11 protein-coding genes are annotated in these 25,392 nt (G+C 61.6%); 5 read left to right on the top strand and 6 right to left on the bottom strand.

The genetic code is table 11. The features are described 5' to 3' along the window. Nucleotides 1–35: 35 nt before the first annotated feature. From KHO07_RS12530 to KHO07_RS12515, 4 genes are all read right to left on the bottom strand, one after another. Nucleotides 36–12,497, bottom strand: a complete 12,462-nt coding sequence (locus KHO07_RS12530; RefSeq protein ID WP_212627360.1) for a filamentous haemagglutinin family protein — start codon at nt 12,495–12,497, stop codon at nt 36–38. A gap of 241 nt (nt 12,498–12,738) precedes the next feature. After that, nucleotides 12,739–13,680 (bottom strand): FecR family protein, encoded by a 942-nt coding sequence (locus tag KHO07_RS12525; protein ID WP_212627623.1) that lies wholly within the window; start codon nt 13,678–13,680, stop codon nt 12,739–12,741. Between the two features lie 38 nt (nt 13,681–13,718). Then, a complete protein-coding gene (locus KHO07_RS12520) occupies nt 13,719–14,264 on the bottom strand; it encodes a sigma-70 family RNA polymerase sigma factor (RefSeq protein ID WP_150734325.1) in 546 nt (181 codons plus the stop codon). Then, entirely contained in the window at nt 14,261–14,944 is a 684-nt protein-coding gene (locus tag KHO07_RS12515; RefSeq protein WP_212627622.1) for an STN domain-containing protein, read from the bottom strand. Before KHO07_RS12515 ends, KHO07_RS12520 begins: the two co-directional genes overlap by 4 nt. A gap of 190 nt (nt 14,945–15,134) precedes the next feature. On the opposite strand from KHO07_RS12515, the gene KHO07_RS12510 reads away from it, so the two are divergent. Next, nucleotides 15,135–15,452 (top strand): hypothetical protein, encoded by a 318-nt coding sequence (locus tag KHO07_RS12510; RefSeq protein WP_212627359.1) that lies wholly within the window; start codon nt 15,135–15,137, stop codon nt 15,450–15,452. A gap of 42 nt (nt 15,453–15,494) precedes the next feature. Here KHO07_RS12510 and KHO07_RS12505 read toward each other — a convergent pair whose 3' ends face one another. Further along, on the bottom strand, nt 15,495–15,935 hold the full coding sequence (locus KHO07_RS12505) for a carboxymuconolactone decarboxylase family protein (protein ID WP_212627358.1): 441 nt from the start codon (nt 15,933–15,935) through the stop codon (nt 15,495–15,497). Nucleotides 15,936–16,139: 204 nt separating this feature from the next. Between KHO07_RS12505 and KHO07_RS12500 the strand changes: the two genes are divergently transcribed. The 3 genes from KHO07_RS12500 (at nt 16,140) to KHO07_RS12490 (ending at nt 19,058) form a co-directional block, all read left to right on the top strand. Continuing rightward, a complete protein-coding gene (locus tag KHO07_RS12500) occupies nt 16,140–17,573 on the top strand; it encodes a PLP-dependent aminotransferase family protein (protein ID WP_212627357.1) in 1,434 nt (477 codons plus the stop codon). A gap of 124 nt (nt 17,574–17,697) precedes the next feature. After that, nucleotides 17,698–17,991: an antibiotic biosynthesis monooxygenase family protein gene (locus KHO07_RS12495; protein WP_212627356.1), complete on the top strand. Its 294-nt coding sequence runs from the start codon at nt 17,698–17,700 to the stop codon at nt 17,989–17,991. A gap of 353 nt (nt 17,992–18,344) precedes the next feature. Then, nucleotides 18,345–19,058, top strand: a complete 714-nt coding sequence (locus tag KHO07_RS12490; protein WP_212627355.1) for an ATPase — start codon at nt 18,345–18,347, stop codon at nt 19,056–19,058. A gap of 128 nt (nt 19,059–19,186) precedes the next feature. On the opposite strand, the gene KHO07_RS12485 is transcribed toward KHO07_RS12490, so the two are convergent. After that, a complete protein-coding gene (locus KHO07_RS12485) occupies nt 19,187–24,082 on the bottom strand; it encodes an NAD-glutamate dehydrogenase (protein WP_212627354.1) in 4,896 nt (1,631 codons plus the stop codon). A gap of 503 nt (nt 24,083–24,585) precedes the next feature. On the opposite strand from KHO07_RS12485, the gene KHO07_RS12480 reads away from it, so the two are divergent. Next, nucleotides 24,586–24,939 carry a hypothetical protein gene (locus KHO07_RS12480; protein ID WP_212627353.1) on the top strand — a complete coding sequence of 118 codons (354 nt, stop codon included), beginning with the start codon at nt 24,586–24,588 and terminating at the stop codon, nt 24,937–24,939. Nucleotides 24,940–25,392 lie beyond the last annotated feature (453 nt).

Here is a 25,392-nt window from a genome sequence, read left to right as displayed (position 1 = left end):
CCCGAAGGTCGCCTCTGATCCTGCTTGATGGCGCGTTACAACGTCAGATTGCCGCGTTCTTCTTCCGTCAATTGCCCCCGCGCCCGCTCATCCAATGCGCCGGCACCCAGCACCTGCACCGGGCTATCGGGGTTGTAGCCAGGCGTCGGCGCACGGCTTGCGCCGTCGCTGCTCGGTGTCAGCGGTTCGTTACCCAGGCTCAGCACTTGTACCGTCACGATCGAGGGCAGGTTTTTACGTGCCGCGGCCTGTTGCTGGCGGGACATGTCCTCGGCCGCTTGCGTGGCGGAGGTGGCGGCGGAACTGGCCGAAATGATTGCGCCAGTGTTCACCGATGCCGTCACCGGAATCCCCGACGACTTGCCCTGTACCTGGATGTTCGCCGCGTTGACCACCCGCAGGGCGATGATGTTGATGTTGCCCGACACCCGGATCCCCGCCTCGCCCGCATCGATCGTACCCAGCGGTGCGATCAGGTCGATGTCGCCCGGTGGCACTTCGGCAATCGGGTTGAGCGTGGCGATACCGGCGCCGGTGCTCGGCACGGTCGGCGACAGCGTCACGTTGCCCCAGGTGTCGTAGACACGTTTGGGCGGCGTGAACACCACGGTGGTTTTCGAACCCCGGCCGGCGTTGATGTCGCCTTCGGCCGACCAGCCGAGAATGCTGCCGCCGAATGTGGTCATCACCCGGCTCTGCCCCAGCAGAATGCTGCCCTGGGAATACAGCTGGATATTGCCCTCGCCCTGGGTGACGACGCCCGAGGTGGACGGCGGCGCAGCACCTTCGACGCCGAACACCTGGCCCCCACCGGGGGTGAGCATCTGGATGTCGCCACCAAACAGCGTCTTCACGCCCGCGCCGCCGTACAGCGTGATGTCGCCGTCGTAGCGCAGGGTATTGCCCGCCACATCGGTCGTCGGGAACAGCGCGGCAATCGCGTTACGACCGCGCAGATAACTGCCTTGACGCGGACCGCCCTCATCGGCGTATTCCAGGCCCCCGGCACGCAACTCGGCGAAGTACACCTGGCGCGCGAATACCGCCTGCTCAGCACTTGGCAGTGCGGCATAGAACGCCCGCGCCTGCTCTTCGTTGCCGTTGAAGCCATAGCCCAGGGTCAGCCAGGAGCGCAGTTCTTCATCGTAGGTCTTGACCACTTTGCCCGGTTGCGCAGCCAGTGGCGTGCCGCTGACGGCGAGGTTTTTCGGGTCCAGGTAACGGGCGATGAAGCGCGTGTAATCAAGCCCTTCGGCCCCCACACCCGCCTGCAACACCAGGCTTGCACCCGGACGGTTATCCCCGGCGCGAACCGGCCCGATGCTGGTAATGCTGGCACGGTCCTCCATCTGGATATTGCGTCCGGCGGTAATCTCGAGGGTGCCGGGGCCCGCGATGTCGAAGCTGCTGTAGATGATGTCGCGACCGGCGGAAACGCGGGAGACGTCGTTTGCGTTGTTGTGGATGAACAGGTTGCCGGTGGCGGTGATGGAGCCATTACCCATCGCATTCCCGAATACTTGCACGGGCTGGCCCAGGGTCGTGCCCGAAGCAACGATATCGCGACCCGCTGACATCCATACCGGCCCGGCGGCTTCGTACCAGGTGCGTTGCGAAAGCCCGAAATTCAAGGTCTCGCCGGTACGCACACCGACCAGGTCGCCCGTTAGTGCGTAGAAACGCGCCGGCCCCTGCGTCCCCGCCAATCCTGAATAGCTGTCAGGGCCAAAGGCAAACAGTGGATGACGCTTGTTGTCTTCGGCCACCATCCCGTCGGCACCGCTGTTGGACATCAGATTTATGATCCTTGTGCCCGAGTAGGTGTAGCCATTGAAAGCCGGAGCGAATGGCGTGGTGATGGAAAGCGGGCTGGCACCCGATTGATTGATGGAGTAGCCACCCGCGTAGATGGAATCACCTGCCAGCAATTCAAGCTGCCCGGTATTCGACGGTGCCAGCAGCAGCGAATAAGACATGCCCGGGAAGTTGCTCCCTCCGCCGTAATATCCGGCGGATGAACCGACGTAGATAGAACCTTGTCCGGCGACCGCGCGCAGGATTGAAGGCACTACGAAGCGGTTATCCGTCGGCGAGGTATTACTGCCCCCCGGGATAGTCGTGTTGTTGGTGTTCTCTGCCATCAACGTACTCGGCGTGAGGTTGCCGCCCGCCGAAAACAGATCGATTGCCGTGTGATCCGTCCATAACGAGAACCCAGTCAAACCGCCTCCCGCATGCACCACACCATCTGGCGTCGTGAATGGCGTGGAGTTCTGCAACACGACCCGGCCAGGGTCCGCGGCGCCGCCCAGCACCAGATCGCCGCGGGTATTGAGGCGCATGCCCGAATCTCCCGGGATCAACACCAGACCACCGCTGGCGCTACTGGTGGTGGCCGTGAACGGATCGTAGCCTCGGGTTTCACGTTGATCCTGGAATCCGGAGAAGTAGCCATACTGCAACTTGACCCCGCCCGCCGCGGACGCCGTCAGTTGTGCATCACCCCGCAGGTTAATCAGCGCGCCCTGCAAATCGTGTTGAGGTGTGCCATACCCCGACGTGCCCGCCCTGGCCGCCAGTGACGGATTGAGTGTCCCGCCTACGCGGATGTCGATGTCGCCACCACCGGTCAATTGCACGCTACCGTCGCTGCCCACACGCCCGGTACTGCCAACGGCTACGATCAGGCCCTGGCTTCGCGGGTATTGATTCCTGGTGAAACCGTCTCCCATCGGCCTGAGCATGCCACCGTCCCCTCCCGTACGCAGGCTGATGTTACCGCCCCCCAACGTGCCGAACCCGGTGAACCCCACCAGAAAAGGTGCGGGATCTTTATCCGATGCAAGAAAGGGTTGGCTGGCGTAGCTACCAAAATTGATCCACCACGCCGTCGGTACGTCATTGTTGCCGGTGCCCTGACGCCATAGCCAGTTACCCACCGCAACGCTGGGCACTTGCTCGCGGGTCATACCCAGGGTTGTGGTGTTGCGTCCAACAACGTCACCGGAAACAGAACCGCCGGCGTTGATCGTCAGGTTACCGCCCATTTGCGGGAACCAGGCCTGATAGAGGCTATCGCTGCCGCCATCGACCCATTTTTCATAGTCGCTGCCGGTACTGCCCAGTACCGAGCCATCGTCCGAGATTCGGCCGCGCGGCTGATTGTAACGAGGGTCGATATGGCTCGACTGAGTGCCGGCGGTGTACACGCCGAAAGGTGAATCCATGCTCAGGTTACCGGCGGCCATCAGGTCCAGATCGCCGGTGCCGGTTCGCAGTACGCTGAACATTTGGGTGTGGGCGTTGACGGCGGTGCCTGGTTTGCTTTCAAGGCAAAGCGACGGATCAATATCAACGCACCAAAACATATCATCGACACTGACGGGTGAGTAATCGGGAAACCCCATGTAATTGCCAGGCGCCCAGGTCCATCGAGCCATCGGTGCACACGCTGTAGCGTCAATCTCGCAAATAATCAGGTACTCATCAGGCACAGGCTCGTACGGCGCGAATCCATAAACGTTATCCACGCCCCATACCAGCTTCGCGGCCGTCTCGATCACTTTAAGACCGTAGTGAGTATCGGCCAGGCGCAAGTTGCCCTCAGTGGTAACGGGCTTAACCGCTCGGTTGTCAGCCGCCCCCAGATCCGCCCCCGCTACCACTCGCATCGACCACGACGCACTGCCCGACGGCAACATGCTCGCCACCGCCCAGTTGCGCCCTTGCTGGGTGCCGCTCAGTGGGCGCAAGTCGATATACGTCGTACCATCCGCCAGCTTCACATCCGTCATGGACGGAATCAGCGAACCACGCAACAGTGCCAGCGAACCGTTGAGCTTCACCCCCGCCGTTGCGTTGTCGAAAAACGTACCCGGCAGCGGCACGCCTTTGGGCCACAGCATGCCTTGCATCGCGGTGGTCTTGTTCAGCCGCGTACCCGCGCCGAGAAGACTGCCCGCCGGCAAGGTGACGTCGGCCCCCAGCAACGTGCCGGCGGCGTACAACAGATTACCCGCCGCGTCATGCACCGCCCCCGCCAATACCGTGCCGGCGCTGAACGTGTACGTCTCGGCCAGCACGCCCTGAGTTGGCAACAGCGTGCCACTGGCCAGGGTCGCGGCCTGGATCGGCAAGTCGTAGTTCAAGGTGGCACCGATGGGGTATTGGGTACCGTCAGCGAGGGTCACGCCCGCGCCCGGCACAATCAGGTCGCCGCCAAACGGCTGCACACCCGACACCAGTTTCCAGCCGGTGTCGTCCACGGTTTCCGGTGGAGGTGCAAAACCGTCGTTGATGCTGCCGTAGATATCCAGATTGCCGCCGGCACGGATCACCAGGCTGCCGGACTCGCCGGAACCGTAGACCGAAGTCTTCCGGGTGTGCGGGTTGAGACTGGCGTAGCGGTAGCCGGACAAGTCCAGATCGCCTTGCACGACCAGATCGCCGTCAGCGGTTTTGCTGGCAATTTCCACGCCGGGGCGCAGGTGGAAGGCGTCGGCGTAGGCGGCGTTATTCAGGCCGGCCAGTTTGCGTTGCAGCAAATCGGTGTTGGCCAGGGCCGCATTGATGAAGGCGTTGCTGTCGACGTGAATGCCGTCCAGATAAGCCTGGTCGATGACCTGATACGGACGACCGCTGGCCGCCGGGTCGGTGCCGTCGGCGGCATCGATGTAGCGGCGCGTGGCATTGAGCCCGATGGAGCGTGCGCCCTGAATGTTCAGCGCACCGCTGGCATCGATGGCGATGTCACCGGTGCCCATGCGCGGGGCATTCAGTTCCAGCGTGCCGCGCAACTGACCGTCATGCTGACCCGGCAAACTGCCAACGTCGACGTCCGTGCCATGCCGCAAATCGATCCGCGCACCGGAAGCCAGCGTCAGCATGCCATCGCCGGAATTGAGTTCGACCATGGCGCGGTTCGGTGCGTCGATGATCTTGCCGTAACTGTCGAGCCGCAGCATGCGGCCATGGGCATCGAGCACCGCGCTGCCGGCCACGGTCAGGCCGTTTGTGCCCGACAGACGAATGCTGCCGACCCGCTCGCCGCTGGCGTCGATCAGGCCAACGACGGTCAGGCTGCCGTTGTCCACCGAGACATTGACTTCACCGGCCTTGAGCCCGTCGCCAATCACCAGGTTGCCCTGCTTGAGCTGGAAGCTGCGACTGCCGGACACCTGCCCGGCGTTCAAACGCTGGTTGAGCGCGGCGAATTCCCCGTTCAGCTCACCGCTGCCGCCCAGGTGCTGCGCACGGATGTCTACACCGCCAGCCTTGTACGGCACCCAGGTGCCGCCGGCGTCGTAATAGCCGCTGCTACTGCCGAGGATTTCCCCCTGCAGGTCCACCATCCCGGCACCCGCCGCCAATGCCACGGCACTCAGGTTACCGGCCTGGTTGTTGACTGCCGACAGGTCGATGCGCGAACCGGCGGCCTGGCGGATATTGCCGTTGCTGCTGTACAGGGCCACGTCGCCGCCCCAGCTGTATTTCTTCACATCGTTGAACGGCAGCGTGCGCCCGGCCACGTCCAGATAAGCGCCACTAGTCAGGGTCAGATCATCCTCGGCCTTGACGGCCAATTTGCCGCTGGCCAGCGCGATGCGGCCGTCCAGCACCACGTTGCGTGCTTCGAGATTCAATTGCGCGCCCAGTGCATCGGCTATGGCCGTGCGATCGGTGGTTGGCGACGTCAGGGTCAGGGTGTTGCCCGCTTTGAGCAGGTTGACCGAACCGCCCTCACCGGTGAGCAACGGCGTGCGCAGGTTGAGGTTACCGCCGCTGTAGGCATACCCCTTGACCGGGTCGTAAGCGCCCTGCTGTTCGTAAACCGCCAGGCTGCCCTTGTGGTTGGCGGTGATGCGTTCACTGGCATTGAGGTTGACGTTGGCAAAACCCAGGGCCAAACGGTTGTTCTGATCCAGGCCATTGGGCTGCGGATTCGGACCGTAGCCGAACTCGATGCGTTGCGCCTGAACGTCAAGCGTGCCATGGCCGGTGCCTGCGCCGCCGTTGACGACTGCGCCGGGGTTCTGGGTTGCGCCGTTCCAGATCAGGTTCTTGGTGCGAATGGTCGCCACATCGTTGCTACCGCCCAAGCCATAGATGGCGGGCGTCACCAGGACCAGGTTTTCCAGACGGCTCTTGCCGGTCTGTGGGTCCAGGGTGTCGAGGGTGACGCTGCCGATGAAGTTGAATGAATCACGGGTGGTCAGGCTCAGGGTTTCCAGCGCTGGCGCACCGAACTGGGTATCACCGCGCAAGAGCCGATCGAGGACGTTCTGGTTCAGGGCCAGACCGGCAGGCAACCGGCTGCCCGCCGCGGCAAGTGCCTCGGCGCTACCGGCATTTACCGCACCGACGGCCAGTGTCAGGTGCCGGGTGCCGAAGCGTACCGCTTCACCGAGCTCAAACTGGTTGTCGGTGGCCGCGCTAATGCTGCCGTTGGAATAGAGCAACGAAGGGTTGATGCAACCCCGGTCCGGACAGGTACCGATCCGAATGCTGCCGGCGCCCTCCGTACCTGAGGGGGCCTCCGGCGCCAGCGTATTGGTCCAGCCGTTGGATACCATCAACAGGCTGGCTTTCCCGGGCTGATAGATGAAACCCGCCGTGGAGTCGTATGCCACATTACCGCGACCGAGGGTGTTGATGCCCGCCCCCGCCTCGACGGTGATGCCCTCAGCGATGCCGGAGGTCCACAGGGCAACTTCAGGTGCCGAAAGCATCGCCCCCTCACGCAGGGTAATCCGCTTGGCATCGCCTCTGAATTGAATGAAGTTGCCGCCCATGTCGTATTGCACATAGGGCGTTGCCCCAAGGGTCAAGCGCCCGGCGCCTAGCTTGTTGAGGTCGTCGGCATGCAACGAAATGCCATCAAACCCCTGAGTACTGGAGGCCCCGGCCCCGAGGATCTCAATAGTCGTCGATCCCTTCACCACGGCGGTACCCAGCACACCGCCCTCGGCGGCTGCGAACAACGCCTTGCCGTCGAAATCCAGGGCAATATCGCGCTCGCTTGGTTTCAACCAGAGCGTCAGCGATTTACCGTCCAGAGACGTCTGCCCCCGTGGCACGCTGCGACGCGCCGCGTCACTCTGGACAAATTGGTTGTAACTGGTTTCGTTGTATTGAGAATAGCGGCGCAGCACATCCGCCGAGGTCAGGATGACCTGGCTGGCGAGGCTGTCCCGCAGCCCGGTGTTGGCAATCGACATCTGCCCGGCACTGGTCCAGGAGCCATTGCGCATTTTCAGCGCGCCACTGCCTGCGCTGGCCGTTGCCTGACCGTTGACTTCAACCCGGAAGGCACCGGGCAGCAAAGCAAAAGTCGATGGCAACAGCGTGTAAGTACCGGCCGCCAGACCCGGCACACCGGCGCCGATGGTGATCTGCTGACCAATGCGTGGGTCGCTGGCACCCGCCTCGCCGAGCATCGGCGCATAGGTACTTTGGTTGCCCGGGACGATGGCGTACACCGGATTGGTCGCCAGACCGGGCAGGCTGAATGTGCCATCGGCGGCATTGCGCACCAGTGGATTGAGACGCGTATCGGTTGAACCGCCACGCCCGGAGACAAAGCCGACACCGCGCAAGTCACCCCCGCCAGACAGGTCGATCAGCGAGCCCGCTTGCGCGTTGACGTACTGCCCCATCAGCACCACACCGGTCATTTCGTTGGCAATCCCCTGCACAATCACGGACTGACCGTTGTAGCGATAGTCTGTGCCATCGGTTGTGCCGCCGTAAGGCATGACCAGACCCGCACCACTGACCGACGTCACACTGCCCGGCAACACATTAACTGCCCGGGTGCTGCCATAAAAATCAGAGCCTAAGCTGATCAAGCCCAAGGGCGCACGGACGACCCCGCCCTGCTCTATGTTGCCTCCCGTAAATGCCAGCCTGCCGAACACCGAATAAGGCAGCGCTGCCGGCACCGATCCGTTGCTGCTGATCGTTAACGTACGATCGAGGTCCATGGAACCCTGGCCCTGATAACCGAAGCGCACTTCCGACCAGACCCTCGTGCCCGGATAGATCTGGGCTGCGCGCAGGTGCAGGTCGCCCGCAGTCCACAAAGAGGAACCTGCTTGCAGGTCCGGCTTACCCAGGAATCGCATGTCACCGCGACTGTCGAGGGTTACCCGATCAAAACTACGGCGGCTGACGGGCATGTCCGGCCCGGAGAGTTGCTTGATCACTCCCGCCGTGCCAAACGACAGGTTGTTACCCAGGTCAAGCAGATCGGCGCTGGCGCTGAATTGTGCAGCCGCCACCCGGTCCGTCGGATTGTTCATCACTCTTGGACGAATGCCGACTTGTTCGTCGTAGAAACCCGGGCCGGACAGGCGCATATAGGATGCCGCCAGATTGATGCGCGCGGCGTCTTTGGAACTTTCGGCCAGCGATAACGAACCGGCGTAGAGGCTCAAGCTCTGGTTCATGTGCAGGTCGACATCACCGTCGAACGTGATGAAACCATTGCTGAACAGGCTCAGGCTGTCAAAACTGCCGCTCATCAGCTTGTCCGCGCTCAGTCGGGCGTCACCATAGCGAAGCGCTCCGGCAGACTCACCCGGCTGCAATTCTGCGGGTAAAAGTTCACCGGCAGGCCCTTGGCCAATGATCATTTCCCTGGGCAAGCGTACGTCGTTGCCTATCTGGTCCCCGCGATAGGCCGGCGTATCAAGGACAATTTCCAGACGTCCACCGGCTGCGCCGCTCCCTCCCGCTGCGGCGTGCAGATCGCCCTCGATAAACAAGCCGCTGTACGAACTCAAGGTAATTCGTCCGCCATCTCGGGCGACACGAGTCTGCCCGGTTCCGGGAATATCCAGCACGGCTTCGGCCCCTGAAGCCTCCAGGCGTGCTCCGGGCCGTACGATGACAAAGGCATCGGCCGACGTCGCAGTGGCCGCCTTGGCGTCGATTTCACCGCCAATGATGATGCTGCCGCCCTTGCCCACCTGACCGTAGGCCCGGCCCTGGGCATCGACTGCTGTGTTGGCACGCCCGGCGACATCCAGCACCGCGTGATCACCGATCCAGATCGAACGTGCGTGGGCCTTGGGATCGGCAAGCTGCGAAGCGTCCGCAGCAGCGTACTGTTGCTGACGGATGTCGATGGTACCGCCCCAGGCGTTGAGTTCACCGTCAACGGTGATCTGGCCGGCACTGCGCAGGTTAATGCGTTGACCGGGGTCGACACTGATGCGCGAGCCCTGGCCGATGGTCAAGGTACTGTTGGCCGGGTCTGTCTGGTTGATCTGGCTGGTGCCCGCTTGCAGTGCCAGGCTCGCGCCTGCGCGTTGGGTCAACACGCCCTTGACCGGGTCCTCCTGGAACAGGGTGGGTGTCCACAGTTCCAGCGCGTTCAGCGGGTCGACGCCGCCGGGTTGGTCTGCTGCCGAGTCGGCGAAGCGGTAAACCGGCATCGACACGTCGACAACCGCATCTTTTGCCACTTGCAGGGTGGTCAAGCCAATGACGTTGTAGGCGGAGAAACCCTTGTTGAACGTGTCCGCTGCCAATTGCAGGGTGTGATCGGCAACAGGACCGTCGGCCGCGCCGATCAGCACCTTGTTGGCCTGGATTTTCAGCGTGCCGCCGCCCGTGACGCCGTAACCGCGCACGTCGCCGTCCATCACCAGTTGCGATTGATCCGGCACGCGCTCAGCGCTGGACTCGAGGGTAACGTCGCCGCCCTTGCCGCCACGGGTCTTGCCATTGGCCAGCACAGCGCCGCCGGACGACACGTCGATAACACTGCCACTGGCCAGGGTGATATCGCCGGTACTGCGGATCGACACCACACCACCGTTGAGCCAGGCCAGGCGGGTGACGTCGGTCGGATCATTACGCAAGTTGGCCCACACGCCACGGGTGTCCAGGTGCACGCCTTGGTCTACGGTCACCCGCGACGGCGGCAGGCTGGCTACCGCCAGGCCAGTGCCCAGATTCAGGCTACCGGCACGCGCGGCAAGGTCTGCCTTGACCTGCACATCCTGGCCGAACAGGGAGATGTCGCCACCCGTATCGACGGTCAGGTTTTCATTGACTTCGACCTTGTCCCTGGCGGCCACTTTCAACGCGCCAAGTCGAAAACCATTGACCCTATCGGTATCTAGAAACAGCTTGCCCTTGCGGGTATCGGACACCGCGCCGGACAGTCCCAGGTCATTGCCATCCGCGGGACGCTCGCCACCGATCTGCACCTGATCAAGCACGCCGAGGTGCTGATACACCAAGCCGTTGGTGGTGGCCGACCAGCTTGGTTCATAACTGCCGACGATCAACTGCGCCCGACGCGCCCTGGCCGTCTGGGCCTGGTCATAGCCATCGAGCCCTGCGCGAGGTGCCTGGATCTGGCGTTCGCCCTGGAACACTTCGCCCACCAACTGGCCATCGAGCACCGCGTTGTTGGTGGCGATCACCAGTTGCCCGGCATCGCGGCCCACGGTGTAGCCGGACTCGGCACGCCGGCTCGGAGCGATCAATGGGTTGAAGAAGTAGCTGGTCTGGCCCCAGCGCTCGCTATGGTCCTCATAACCTTTGTAGAGGCCGGTGTAGAGAATGTCGCCCGGTGCCCGCGAGATTTCATACAAACGGCCATCGGCACCGCGCAACCAACTTTGGCGAATGAAACCGCTCTGCACATCGAGGGTGCCGCCAGACAGGTTGATCACCGAGCCCTTCTCGGTCACCACGTCATTGCCGGTGAAACTGACCGTGCCACCCTGGGCCATCCACTCGCCGATGCTGTGCCCCTGAGTGCCGAGATAGCCGCCGACTTCCAGCAGACCACCGGCGGTGTACCAGCGATCAGTGGCATAGCCGTTGGTGCCGGCGGGCACGAAAATCAGCTCGCGCACATCGACCCACACGTCATTGCTGTTGAGCGCGCCGCCCTCACGGTTCACCGAAGAATCGCGCTGTTCATTGCCCTGCACGTTGATCTTGATGTTGTTGTTTTCCATCGCCACTTTGACGCCCAGCGCCCCGGACACATCGATCAGCGCGCCGTTGCGCACAAGGCTGCGTTGCCCCGCCGCCACCGCGACCTGGCCGCCCGTGGCAAGGGTGATCGAACCGTCCTGGAACTCCACGGTACCGCCGCTGCCGATGTCGATGCGCGACTGATCGCTGCGGATACGGTTATTGAGCGTCACCCCGGTCAATGCGGCATCGTGCTGACTGTCGAGGGCGGTGAGATCACTGCTGTCGAGCATGATCGCGTTGACGCTGCCCTGGCCCAGGGTCACGCTGCCGCTGGTATCGGTCGCCGGGTTGAGCAAATGGAGAGTGCCGCGGGTGTTCACCGAAGTGCTTGCCAGCAATACGCCGTTTTGCACCACCTCATGACCGGTCAGGGTGATGTCGCCGGTCGAGGCCTGGATCAACCCTGTGTTGCTGACCTTGCCCGAACCACCGGCCTTGAAGCCCGGTACGACTTCGTTGCCGAAGGTGGTGGAGAAACCATTGCCCTCGGTGCCCGAGCCTTTGCGAATGTAGAAACGGTCACCAGCGCCGAGCACGGTCTGGCCCTTGGCAGTGCTGATGGTGCCGGCGTTTTCCACCTCATTGCCGAGCAGCAGCACGTAGCCACCGGAATCGGTCGACAGCGTCGGCTTGTGGGTCTCAATCCGCGCGCCACGCTCCACCAGCACTTTGCCAGCGGCATCGGTAAAGGTCGGCTGGCTACCGGTGCTGTCGTAGTACAGGCCACGGTCGCGGAACTGCGCATCGCTGATATTCGTCGCGGCCGCCACCAGGTTGCGCACGTTGACCTGGCTGGTACCACTGAACACGATGCCGTTGCGATTGACCAGCATCACCGTGCCGTCGCCCTTGATCTGGCCCTGAATCTGGCTCGCCCGCGCGCTCGGGTCGTTGACCCGGTTGAGCGCCGCCCAGTTCGATTGCTGGGCGAATTCCACCGTGGTGTCGCGGCCAACGTTGAAGGTTTCCCAGTTGAGAATGGCCTTGTCGGCGGTCTGTTCGATCCTCACCGTGGTCTTGCCATCGGCCTGGGTCTGTTGCGGCCCCTTGGCGTTCTGCCAGCCCTGGGTCAGGCCGGTATCGACCTTCAAGCCGCCCTCGCCCAGGCCGTCCGGCACGAATTTTACGGTGGCGAACGCCGCGGCGCGTCCGGCGGCCTGCGCGGCCTGTTGCGCGGCAATGGCGGCCACGGTGTTGTTGAGTGTTTGCACCGAACGCTCCAGCTGTTGCCGGGCACGTTGCTGTTGCGCCAGCGGCGGTGTCATGCCCGGCAAGCCACCCGCCGGACGCGCTGCCGCGGCCTGTTGCGCCGCGCCCTTGGCGGCAAACCAGGTGGAACTGAACGCGGTCGCCGCCTCCGCACTGCCGGCCACCAGGCACAGCGCAATCGCCTGCGCCAGCGGCTTGAGCAACCACAGCGCCGGGTCCACCGAACGCGCAGCGTCACGGCGTACAGACAAGGAATGGGTATTGCGACGGGCTTGGCGAACGAGCATCACTACTAGGTCCTTTTCAATTGGCGCAAGAGGCCGCAGGCCGAGTAGAACCTGCTGTTACGACATAGGCGGTTGTCGAAGGGCCAGACCGAACGGATGTCACACAAACTTCATGATTGGGGAGTACCCCAAAAAAAATGGCAGCCCCAAAGGGCTGCCATTCCGATGTCACCGCGTCACCGTTCATCGCTAGCCTGCGAGCGATAGCGTCAGAACATTCAACCCTCACCAAAGCCAGGCATTAGCTAAGCACCACCACCCCACCGGGCAAATCCGTGCACTTGACGCCATAGGCATCCCGAATCAACAACGCCACACCCGCCAGCTGATCCAGGCTGAACCGGGCCTGCACCTTGCGCTTGCCCAGTTCGCTGTTGAGCAACAGCAACATGCCGGGACGGTAGCGGTTGATCTCGTCGATCACCGACGCCAGCGTGGCGTCGTTGAACACCAGTATTTGCTGGCGCCAGGCAATCACCGCCGTGGTGTCGACCGATTGCGGCGTGCTGATCTGCCGGGTGTCGTAGGTCACCTGCTGACCCGTTTCCAGACGAATGCTGCGGCCCAGGGTTTCCAGTTGCAGCGCCCCCTCCAGGCATGTGACGCACACGCTCTGATTGATATTGCGCACGTTGAATCGCGCACGACTGGCGCTCAGCCAACCGCCCCCGGCCTGGACCTTGAGGGGTGTATCAGCCTGCGCCAGGACCTCAACTTCACCGCTGAGCAATTCGAGGCCCTGGCCGCCATCGGCGCTCTGCCGATGGTTGAGGCGGGTCTGGGTATTGAGCTCCAGGCTCACGCCGTCCGCCAGATCCAACCGGCGCTGCTCGCCGACTGCAGTGATGTAGTCCGCGCCCAATCCGGAGAATCCGCCCGGCACAGTCCCACGAATAAGCAAAAACGCTGCCGAAGCCGCGATGGCGCCACCGAGGAATGCCCGCCGCCCGAAATGACGTGGCGCCTGCATCTGCTCGACCGCTGGACGCATCTGGTGCCACAACAGCTTGGCCTGCTCGAATGCCTGGGCATGCTCGGGGCTTTGCGCGCACCATTCACGCAAGGCGTTGGCATCGGCAACAGTCGCCCGGCCAGAGGTCAACAGGACCAACCAACCCTGGGCTTCGCGGGTGAGCCGATCCTGAGGCTGGACCTCAGGTGGCGAAATTCGAAAGATGTTCAAAGCGCGGGGGTACTCACGGATTATTCGGGACTCTACTTTCAAGACGGTTTTCCCGCGCCGGGACCGAACCTCTGAATGACTTTTCTTTCCAGCCGTCCGGCACAATGGCCCAAAGCGGCTTTGATTTCCTTCTCGACCATCCGTGTCGAAATGCCGAAACGCTGGGAAATTTCCAGGTGTGGCGCCTCTTCCAGGCGTGCGGCAATAAAGATTTTGCGTCGCCGCGCGGGCAACTCGTACAGGGCGCTGAGCAGCAACTGGATCTCTTTCTGCCCGCCGACCACCCGTGCCGGATCGAGCGCCTCATCGGACACCTGCAACAGTTCTTCCACCTCACTGCCCGTCAACAAGCGGGCGTCCGACTGGCGACGGTCGGCGGCGATGTTCAGCGCCATGCGATACAAATAGGCATTGGGCTGGGCGATGTCCGGCACTTCCTCCATGCGGTCGACCCGCAGGTAAGTTTCGTGCAGCACATCGTTGGCCAGATCCTCGGACCCCAGACGTCGACGCAGGCGCACCTTGAAGTCGTCATAGGAAGTCAGGAACAACCCGACCATCGATTTTTTTCCGGTGTCTTTCATCCCCCGGAAACTCCTTTCCCTTGTGAGCATTCCATGCGTTTTCCTGATGATTCCGGTAACAGAAGCAGCGTGACCGGCTGGCTCAAAGAGCTGGGTGCCGGGCGTTCGATATCCAGGTTACGCAAACTTTCCACCAGCGCGGCGTCGCGCTGGACATCCCCCGTCGAGCTGACCAGACGGCTGTGCTGAACCACACCATCGCGGCCGATCCACAGTTGCAGCAACGCACGAAAACTGCCCGGCCGGATCAATGACGAGCGGCACAGGCTGCGTTCAATCGCGCTTTGAATCGATGCCGCATAACTGCTGGCGGGCAGCGGCGAACCCTTTTCCACATGAGCCGCCACCGCCGGCACCGGCGCTACCGTTGCCTTTTGCAAGGTGAAGGCGTCAGCCCGGGCATACCGGGCCATCAATCCGCTGCCACTGAGCATCTGGCTCAGGGCATCCGTGGCGCTCAAGCGGCCCTTGACCGCGAGTGAACGTCGACCGCGGGTCAGTTGCCGATCCACCAACACAGCCATGCCAGTCGAACGACTGAACTGCTCAAGTGCGCCGGCCAGTTCCTGGGCCGGTATATCCAGCGCCCGGGGTGTCGCGGCATCCAGCGGCCCGGCCGTCGCGACCGATGCGCTCAAGCCGATCAGCAACGCCAGGCACACCTGGCGAACCTGCATCAACGCAATCTGGCGCGCGCCCCTGACTCTGCCTCGTTGCACGGCTGCCCTGCCCCTGAAAACCGTCATCCTGATCACTGTTTATGAATCTGGTGTGACGGCCCGTGCAAAAAAACCATCATGAGATAGCAAATCGCTATGTATTAGACTCAAGCGCATCCACGGCCCGTTCGGGCTGGACAGGAGGTCTTGAATGAACACGTTATCGAGCATCGCATCAGGCATTTTGCTGATGAGCGCACTGACACTGGCGCAGGCCGAGGAGCCATTGGGGTGTGTGGACGTATCGGTGGGAGGCTACAAGGCGCCGGACTACAACTGCCTGAGCCAGCAAATGGGCAACAACCCGCAAGGCGCCGCCGCTGCACAAAAAAACCTGGAAGCCATGAACGTGCCGATCAACAAGCGCCCGCCCAACCAGGTCGGCCTGGCGACCCCGGCAGCCACCAGCACACGCATGGGCAATACCTTCGGCACATCGGTAAAACCACAGCGCCCGCCTGTGCCGTGAAAACATCGCGGGCAAGCGCGCGTCCGCAAGGGCGTGTGGAGTTCATTCGCTGGGCGTCTGGCGAAAACTCACGGCCAGGCGATTCCAGCTGTTGATGGTCGTGACCGCCATGGTCAGGTCCACCAGCTCACCTTCACTGAACTGCGCCCGCGCCTTTTCATAGACGTCATCCGGCACATGGTTTTGCGAAAGCAGCGTCACCGCCTCGGTCCAGGCCAGGGCTGCGCGCTCACGCGGGTTGAAGAAGTTGCTGTCGCGCCACACCACAATCGAGTACAGGCGCCGGTCGGTCTCGCCCAGACGCCGGGCATCCACTGAGTGCATGTCGGTACAGAACGCACAGCCATTGAGCTGCGAGGCGCGGATCTTGATCAGGTGCAGCAACGCCGTTTCAATGCTCAGGCTGCTGGTCAACGCCTCCAGCGCGATCATCGCTTTCATCGCTTTGGGTGACGCGCTGTAGTAATCCAGGCGGGGGTTCATGGCAGGCCTCGTGTCACGGTAATGAACTCTCAAGGTAGTCGCTGATGCAAGCGCGTTACAGATCCAATTCTGCGAAAAAACCGTGCACCACCCGGCGCCAGACCAATTGACGGTATTTGCGCCACGCAACTTCTGCATCCACACCGGATGAGGGTAATCTGGCGCCTCGCACACGCGCCTCAATGGCTCCGGAGCCTCGCCGGTATGGAACTACATGTTGTCATCAATGGCCGCAAGGACCTGGCGGGCCAGTTGTACAAGCAACTGCGCAGCGCCATCGAATCAGGCCGTCTGGCAGCCGGGACACAGCTTCCACCCAGCCGACTGCTGGCCGAGCAACTGGGCATTTCCCGCAAGACCATTTCCGATACCTACGCGCAACTGACCTACGAAAACTTCCTTACCGGCGTGATCGGCAAAGGCACCTACGTCAATGCGCGGTCCTCCAAAGTCGAGCGCAAGCAAAGCCATACCGAGCTCGCGGGTTTCGAGGTGATCGAGTCCTGGCGCACGCTGCCGGTGTTTCTGCGCCACCCGACGCTGGAAGGCTCGCTGCGTTACGACTTTATCGGCGGCGCCACCAGCAAGGGCCAGTTTCCCCAGGATGACTGGCGACGCTGCACGTCCCACGCCTTGCGCCAGATGGCAGGTTCCAAGGGTTTCTACAGCCTGCCGGAAGGCCTGCCGGCGCTGCGCAATGCCATCGCACGGCACATCGCGTTCTCCCGTGGGGTCAATTGCCAGGACGCCGACGTGGTGGTGTGCAATGGCGCGCAACAGGCGCTGGACCTGATTTCCCGGGTGCTGACCCGCCCCGGCAGCATCGTGGCCATGGAAGACCCCGGTTATCCGCCCGCGCGCCTGCTGTTCGGCACCCACGGTGCCACTGTGGTGGGCGTGCCGGTGGATGCCGAAGGTATTGAGGTGGACAAGATCCCCCTCGGCACCCGGTTGATTTACGTCACCCCCTCGCACCAGTTTCCGCTGGGCATGCCCATGAGCCAGGCGCGTCGGGTTGCGCTGCTGGCCAAGGCCCATGAGTTGGGGGCGATCATCATCGAGGACGACTACGACAGCGAATTCCGCTATGAAGGCCGCCCCACGGACTCGCTGCAAAGCATGGATGAGCGCGGGATCGTCGCCTACGTCGGGACGTTCTCGAAAACCCTGTTGCCGGAGCTGCGCCTGGGATACGCGATCTTGCCGCCAGCCATCCACGAGGCCGTGGTGCGCGCCAAGCAACTGACCGACCTGCACACCTCCACCCTGCCCCAGTGGGCACTGGCGAAATTCATTGCCGAGGGCTGTTTGCTGAAGCATATCCGCCGTTGCCACACGATCTATGCCGGCAGACGCGAGCGCATCCTTTCGCGCATGGCCGGTGACCTGTCACCGTGGCTCGAAGCGGTCCCCAGCACGGCGGGTTTTCACATGGCGGTCATGTGCAAAGTGCCCGTTGATATCGCCCTGGTCATCGAACTGGCGAAAAAAGTCGAAGTGGGGCTTTATTCCATCGAGGGCTTTTTCTACCAGCGAACGCCTCAGGCCGGCTTTCTCATGGGTTTTGGCGCCATCGAAACCCTGGACATCGACACGGCGCTGGATCGGCTGAGGGACATTTTGCAGCAAGTCGCCTGATGGATTGGTCTGCGGTTTTATCAGGCGATTGGCTATTGGATGTCCGGGGGTGCAGGCCTATTCTGCATAGGCGTTATCCCTCAATGAGCAGGATTCGTCCGGCCTGATTCAGGAGTGTGAGCCAATGTCCTACAAAGTGATCAATACCGTTAAGGTGCAGGCCGTCGCCGGCCGCTCGGAAGAACTGGGTAAGCAACTGCAAAAGATTGTCGACACCCTGCGCGAACTACCGGGCTGTGACTCCTATATGGTCGACCGCTGCCCTGAGGACACTAACCGCTGGACCGTCAGTGCCCACTGGCAATCGGAATCGGCCATGCAGTCGCATTTCAACAGCCCGCAGGTGCAAGGCTTCATCGACCTGATCGATTGCCAACTGGCTAATGCCGTCGACTTCAACAGCTTTCCGATTCGATAGAAAACCCGTTAAAGACCGCAGCCTGTTGGCCGTTTCCGCAGCGTATGGGTACCCCTGTGGAAACAGCCGGAGGCTGCGGTCTCTTTTCTTTACCCGCGTACGCAATGGGTCCCCTGAAAAACTAATCGCTGAACGATTAACCATAAATAAACACAGCCAAATTGATTATTCGGGCGCTGTTATTTCGCCAGGCAATTAACCCGAATTATTTAAACCGAACAAAACTATCAGGCGACTGATATCCACTGACATGACTATTTCATTCCTCGCTCTCAGGTTTAGTCTGGAGCAACTGCCGATCACTTCCGGCAACTTCATCTTCCTTACTGATGTTGTTTCACTGGAGTAACACAATGAAACTTGCACTTGTCAGTACGTTAACCCTAACAACTGTTCTTTTGTCCGGCTGTTCGGTTCCCACCGCCCCCTCGGCGGGGCCTTCGCTGGAGGGTGTGTTCAGCGAACCGGTCGGTCGCAGCAACGCGACCCGTATTCCCAATGGCAGTAACGTTGCCCTGGGCCTGGTGTACAGCCACAACACCCAGGCCAACCGCGCCTATCTGCAGGATTACCAGGCCAATGCCGGCACCGGTTTCGGTCAGAGCCTGCTGGTGCAGGAGATCCATGACGCCTACGTCGCCACCTCCAAACCCGACCTCGCGGTGGATTGGGTCAAAGCGTCGCTCCAACGGCAGTTCGGTTCCGTCACGGTCTACCCGGACATGCAAAGCCTCAGGGCTGCGAAGCCGGATGTGGTGGCCATCGTCGACAGCCGCAGCCAGTTGATCACGTCGCGCAGTTCGGATGTGGAGGCAAAGGTCAGCGTGGATTTCTACGACAAGCACCTGAGTTACATCGGCACTGCACAAGGGCATGACGCCAAGGCACTGAGCCCGGTCTGGGCGGACTATAAACGCAGTGAAGATATAGTGGCCGACATTAACGAACAACAAAAAGTGCAAGTAAGAGCACTGCAGGAATTTGACCAGTCGCTCAATAATTTATTGAGCAAGCCGACAGATAAAGTGTCGATGCTTGATAATCGCAACGGCCAGAATTTGTATTAATAGAGAAGCCTCCGCAACTTGTGGGAGCCGGCTTGCTGGCTCCTACAGGTTCTGCATTGTCTGTTTTCCCGTGAAGCAAAAAAAAGCCCCGCATCTCTCAATGCGGGGCTTTTTCATTCAACGCTGACTTAAGCCAGCTCAAGCTCGGCGTTGGCCGTGGCCGGTGCCACCACCGCTTGCCCGCTCAACGCCAGGTCCAGCAGTTCACGGTTGGCCACCGCGTACATGGCGTAGTCAGTGCCGCTGGCGGCACGGATTTCCACCAGCATGGCGCGCCAGCGTTCGATCATGCTCTCGTGCTGCGCCATCCACAGCGCCAGGCGTGCTTCAACGTCCTGAGTGCCGTCGCCCTGTTGCAGGACCGAGATAGTGATCGCGCGTTGCTGCCAGTCCACATCATCACGGAACGCTTCACGGGCCAGGGCCTGCCAGTTGTTTTCAACCGGCAACGCGCTGATCTGTTGCATGTACCAGGTGATGTCCAGCGCACTGCCCACGGCGAAGTAAGCCTTGGCCACTTCAGCCGGATCCTGGCCAGTCACGTCGGACGCCTCGATGATCGGCAGCAGGGTGTACAGGTGCGAAGTGCCAGCCACCATACGCGCCAGCAACTCCGGCACACCGGCTTCGACGTAGGCCTGATAGCGGGTCTGCCAGGTTTCGCGGATTTCGCCACTGAGCAGTTCGTCGAGCTTCAGCCCCAGCTCCTTCAGGTGCGGACCGAAGTGGGCGACGTCACGGGCAGCGTTCTGCTCGTTGCGACGGGCACGCAGGAACCAGCGCGTAGCGCGACGGCCCAGACGCATCAGCTCGTCCATCAGCTCCAGTTGCACATCAGCGGAGACCTGGTAATCCAGGGCTTCGATCTGACGGAACCAGTGCGGGAGATGGAAAATGTCGCGCACGATCACATAAGCGCCCGCCACGTTCGCCGGGCTCATGCCGGTCGACTCTTTGAGTCGCTGAACGAAGGTGATGCCCATGTGGTTCACCAGATCGTTGGCGATCTGCGTGCTGACGATTTCACGCTTCAGACGGTGACGGCGCATGGCTTCGGAGAACTTGCTCACCAGGGTCGGCGGGAAAGCGGTTTCCATGTCGCGGGTCAGGTAGTCGTCGTCCGGCACCAGGGAACCCAGCAGCTGCTCCTTGAGGTCGATCTTGCTGTAGGAGATCAGCACCGACAACTCGGCACGGGTCAGGCCATGGCCTTCGGCAATGCGTTCGTTGAGTGCTTCTTCCGACGGCAGGAACTCGATGGCGCGATCCAGCTTGCCGCGGCCTTCCAGATCGTTCATCAGACGCTTGTATTCGGCAATCCGCGGCAAGGCGCGACGGGCTGCCAGGGACAGCGCCTGAGTCTGCTTGTAGTTGTTGCCCAGCACCAGACCACCGACTTCGTCGGTCATGCTCGCCAGCAACTGGTTGCGTTGCTTGTCGGTCATGTCGCCGGCCTGAACCACTTCGTTCAGCAGGATCTTGATGTTCACTTCGTGGTCGGAGCAGTCCACACCACCGGCGTTATCGATGAAGTCGGTGTTGGAACCGCCGCCATTGATACCGAATTCCACACGACCCAATTGGGTCATGCCGAGGTTACCGCCCTCGCCCACGACTTTGCAGCGCAGTTCGTTGCCGTTCACGCGCAGTGCATCGTTGGCCTTGTCGCCGACATCGGCGTGGCTTTCGCTGCTGGCCTTGACGTAAGTCCCGATACCGCCGTTCCACAACAGATCCACCGGTGCCTTGAGCAAGGCGTTCAGCAGTTCGGTCGGGGTCAGCTTCTCAGCCTTGATGTCGAAGCGTTCCTGCATCTGCGGGGAGATCGCGATGCTCTTCGCGCTGCGCGAGAAGATACCGCCACCTTCGGACATGATGCTGGTGTCGTAATCCGACCAGGCCGAACGCGGCAGGTCGAACAGACGCTGACGCTCGACGAAGCTGGTCGCCGGGTTCGGGTTCGGGTCGATGAAGATGTGCAGGTGGTTGAACGCGGCAACCAGTTGCAGCTTGTCGGACATCAGCAAGCCGTTACCGAACACGTCACCGGCCATGTCGCCGACGCCCACGACAGTGATGCTGTCTTCCTGGACATTGATCCCGCGTTCGCGGAAGTGGCGCTGTACGCCAACCCACGCGCCCTTGGCGGTGATGCCCATTTTCTTGTGGTCGTAACCGGCCGAACCACCGGACGCGAACGCGTCACCCAGCCAGAAGCCGTAGTCGATGGCGATGCCGTTGGCGATGTCGGAGAAGGTTGCAGTGCCTTTGTCCGCCGCGACCACCAGGTACGGGTCATCGTCGTCATGACGCACGACGTTGGCCGGTGGTACCAGCGCGCCGTCTTTCAGGTTGTCGGTGATGTCCAACAGACCCGAAATGAAGATGCGGTAGCACGCAACGCCTTCGGCCGCGATCTCGTCTCGGCTGCCGCCCAGTGGCAGGCGGCGCGGCAAGAAGCCGCCCTTCGCGCCCACCGGTACGATGACCGAGTTCTTCACTTGTTGGGCTTTTACCAGGCCGAGGACTTCGGTACGGAAGTCTTCTTCACGGTCGGACCAGCGCAGACCACCGCGGGCAACGTTACCGAAGCGCAGGTGCACGCCTTCAACGCGCGGCGAGTAGACGAAGATTTCGAACTTCGGCACCGGCTTCGGCAGTTCAGGGATCAAGTGCGGGTTGAACTTGAAGCTGAAGTACGACTTGTTCTGGCCGTTGGCATCGGTCTGGTAGAAGTTGGTCCGCAGGGTCGCCTTGATCAGGTCAAGGTAGCGACGCAGGATGCGGTCTTCGTTCAACACCTGAACGTCGTCCAGCGCCGTCAGGATCGCGTGCTCCAGACGTTGTTGCTTGTCGTCCAGGTCATCGCCGGTCAGCTTGCGCGCCAGGTAGAAACGGGTCTTGAACAACCGGGTCAATTCGCGAGCGATGTCGGTGTGGTTGTTCAAAGTGCTGGCGATGTAGCCCAGGTCGAAGCCCAGGCGAATCTGCTTCAGGTAGCGGGCGTAGGCACGCAGCAGCGCCACGTCACGCCAAGGCAGGCCGGCAGTCAGCACCAGGCGGTTGAACGCATCGTTCTCGGCATCGCCACGGACGATGTGGACGAACGCGTCCTGCAGGGTGTCGTTGAGTTGCTGGATGTCCAGGTCCAGGCCTTCGGCCGCGGTGAACGCGAAGTCATGAATCCAGAACTCGCGGCCATTGGTGTGACGCAGGCGGTACGGGAATTCACCCAGGACGCGCAGGCCTAGGTTTTCCAGGATTGGCAACACGTCGGACAGTGCCAGCGGGGTATCGGCGTGGTACAGCTTGCAATGCAGCTCACGCTGGCCGGACACCTGGCCCAGCGGCTGATAGAAGCTCATGACCAGCGGATTTTTCTCGCTGAGGTTCAGCAGGTGCTGCATGTCGACCACAGCCGAGTGGGCTGCGAAACGCTCGCGGTAACCCGCCGGGAAGCCTTTCGGGAAGTCGGCCAGCACGTTGGTGCCATGGGCTTCGCCGAAGGTCTCGACGGTCAGCGCGGAGTAATCGTCCTGCCAGCTGCGGCAGGCCTGGATCACTTCGTTTTCCAGCTGCTGCGGGTCGATGTCGATGCGGTTTTTCGGGTCAACGCGCAGGATCAGTTGAACGCGGGCCAGCACGGACTCGGAGAAGAAGGTCCAGAATTCGCAGTCCGAGGCTTTCAGGCGATCCATCAGCACTTGCTGGATCTTCTGGCGCACTTCGGTGGAGTAGATGTCGCGCGGCACGTAGGCCAGGCAGTAGCAGAAACGGCCGTACGGGTCTTTGCGCAGGAACACGCGGATCTTGTTGCGTTCCTGGATCTGCACGATCGACATCACGGTGCTGAACAGCTCGTCCACCGGCGTCTGGAACAGATCGTCGCGTGGCAGCACTTCAACCACCTGCGCCAACTCTTTGCCCAGGTGAGCCTTGGCCTGGAAGCCGGAGCGGCGTTCGATTTCCGCGACCTTGCGGCGGATGTACGGGATGACCCGCACGCTCTCGCCATACACCGAGGAGGTGTACAGGCCCATGAAACGGCATTCCTTGATGACGTTGCCGTCGGCGTCGATTTCACGGATCGACACGTAGTCCGGGTAAGCCGGACGGTGTACACGGCTTGGGTGTGCGGCCTTGGCGAACGACAGCAGGGTCGGTTCGCGCAGGTAGTTCACGGCGTAGTCTTCGATGCGCAGGTCATCGTAGGTCAGGCCGGCGCGCAGCAATTTGGTCAGGCCGAGGAAGGAGTCCTGGTCGTAAACAATGTGACCGCCATCGGCTTCATCGCGAACAACAAATTCTTCGTAGCCCAGGAAGGTGAAGTGGTTGCCCACCAGCCATTCCAGGAAGCTTTTGATCTCAGCTTTTTCGTCACCATCGACGGCGAACTTGCTGCTGTCCAGGTTGTTCAGGATTTCCTGGACCTTGGCTTTCATCGGCTCAAAATCGGCCACCGCAACGCGCACTTCATCGAGCACTTGCTCCAGTTCTTTGCTCAGCACGTTCAATTCAGCGGTGTTGGCGCAACGGTCGATTTCCAGGTACATCAACGACTCTTGCAGCACGTCGTCGCCCTGGGTGCCTTTTGGCAGGATTTCCAGCAACTCGCCCTTGCTGCCGCGACGCACGCTCAGCACGGTGGTCTGCAGGGTGTGGATGCTGTAGCCGCGACGGTTCAGCTCGGTACGCACCGAGTCCACCAAAAATGGCAGGTCGTGGTGCAGCACTTCGACCGCGGTGTGGGTCGACTGCCAGCCATGGCGCTCGTAATCGGGGTTATAGACGCGCACTTGCGGTTGCGCGTGATCGAAGCGCTCAAGCAGGCGCCACGCAGAAAGGGTACAGCCAGCGAGGTCGGACAACCGACGCTGGGTCAGTTCGTCCAGGGAAATGATGCCGAAGAATTGTTCAGCGAACAGCGCCACTTGTGGCAGTGCCTGTTCACTGATGTGCTGCGCCAGTGCCGCTTGCAGTTGGTGCTGGAAGTCGGCTTTGCTGGCTGCGGTGAAGAACGCCATCTGTGGTACTCCGCTTGGGCTTGTTATTGATGGAAGCGTCGCGTGCAAAACCCCTTTCGGGGCGGTCCGTCACCCGGTTCCTGATTCTCGGGCAGAGGAAACAGGGTGACAGGTGGGTGAAGCTGGACGAGACACTCGGGTCACATTCACCTTCCGTGAATGGGCATCTGCAAAAACGACTGGCTGCGGTCAGCGCAATGTCTTTACGGGTGCTCATCCGTTGCGCAGCTTAACGAGTGCGGCAAGGCCCGTGCTTGCGGTGCTGCGACATATTCGGTCAACGGCACGCAGCTTCAGGCACACGCATCGAACAACACTAGCATTCGCACAGGAAAATGACGGTTTTCCGTCCGGTTTTACGGGACATGCGTACCAGAAATGACCAGCAACACTTCCCTCGTTCACGACACATCCTCTGACACTCGGACGAGCATAAATGTGCGTGGGCTGGCAGAATCGCCGTTTGTTCGCCTTTACAACGCTCGCCGAGCCAGGAAATCCCCATGCAAATGACCACCGCCCTCTTGATCGTCAACCCGTGCGACGACGAGGAAGACAACATGGCCATGCTCTGCTGCCACAGCGACAAGGGCGAAATGTTCCTGATGAGCCGCTATCCGGACGAGGACGAGCTGGAAATCACCCTGGACGGCGAGCCTTCGACCCTCGATGGCGTGAAGGTCACGTTGAGCCCTACGCTGCTGAAGATTGAAATTGCGGCGGCGGATGCCGATGCGTTGAATGGAGATGATGTGCTGGAGATCACCTTCAACCCGGATATGGTGGATATGGATGAAGTTGCAGAGACCCTGAAGAACATCCTTGACGGCACCGGGACCTTCATCAGCCAGATTTGAGGGCACCTGAACCGGCCCCATCGCTGGCAAGCCAGCTCCTACAGTGGATCGGGTACAGCAGCGAGAGACGGGGCGGCTGTGAAGGCCCCATCGCTGGCAAGCCAGCTCCTACAGTGGATCGGGTACAGCAGCGAGAGATGGGGCGGCTGTGAAGGCCCCATCGCTGGCAAGTCAGCGCCTACAGAGGATCGGGTACAGCAGCGAGAGATGGGGCGGCTGTGAAGGCCCCATCGCTGGCAAGCCAGCTCCTACAGGGAATCAGGTACAGCAGCAAGAGATGGGGCGGCTGTGAAGGCCCCATCGCTGGCAAGCCAGCTCCTACAGTGGATCGGGTACAGCAGCGAGAGATGGGGCGGCTTCGAAGGCCCCATCGCTCGCAAGCCTGCGCCTGCAGTGGCTGATGTGTTGCACAGATTGCATGCACGCCGCCTCTACCTGTAGGAGCTGGCTTGC

The organism is Pseudomonas sp. PP3 (genome assembly GCF_905336995.1).
Classification (GTDB): domain Bacteria; phylum Pseudomonadota; class Gammaproteobacteria; order Pseudomonadales; family Pseudomonadaceae; genus Aquipseudomonas; species Aquipseudomonas reinekei.
This window is presented reverse-complemented; position numbering and strand designations above follow the sequence as displayed.

Coding starts and splice junctions, on each gene's coding strand:
- KHO07_RS12495 (WP_212627356.1), top strand. CDS start 17,698: ATGTCCTACAAAGTGATCAATACCGTTAAGGTGCAGGCCGTCGCCGGC.
- KHO07_RS12505 (WP_212627358.1), bottom strand. CDS start 15,935: ATGAACCCCCGCCTGGATTACTACAGCGCGTCACCCAAAGCGATGAAA.
- KHO07_RS12530 (WP_212627360.1), bottom strand. CDS start 12,497: ATGCTCGTTCGCCAAGCCCGTCGCAATACCCATTCCTTGTCTGTACGC.
- KHO07_RS12490 (WP_212627355.1), top strand. CDS start 18,345: ATGAAACTTGCACTTGTCAGTACGTTAACCCTAACAACTGTTCTTTTG.
- KHO07_RS12480 (WP_212627353.1), top strand. CDS start 24,586: ATGCAAATGACCACCGCCCTCTTGATCGTCAACCCGTGCGACGACGAG.
- KHO07_RS12520 (WP_150734325.1), bottom strand. CDS start 14,264: ATGAAAGACACCGGAAAAAAATCGATGGTCGGGTTGTTCCTGACTTCC.
- KHO07_RS12510 (WP_212627359.1), top strand. CDS start 15,135: ATGAACACGTTATCGAGCATCGCATCAGGCATTTTGCTGATGAGCGCA.
- KHO07_RS12485 (WP_212627354.1), bottom strand. CDS start 24,082: ATGGCGTTCTTCACCGCAGCCAGCAAAGCCGACTTCCAGCACCAACTG.
- KHO07_RS12500 (WP_212627357.1), top strand. CDS start 16,140: ATGGAACTACATGTTGTCATCAATGGCCGCAAGGACCTGGCGGGCCAG.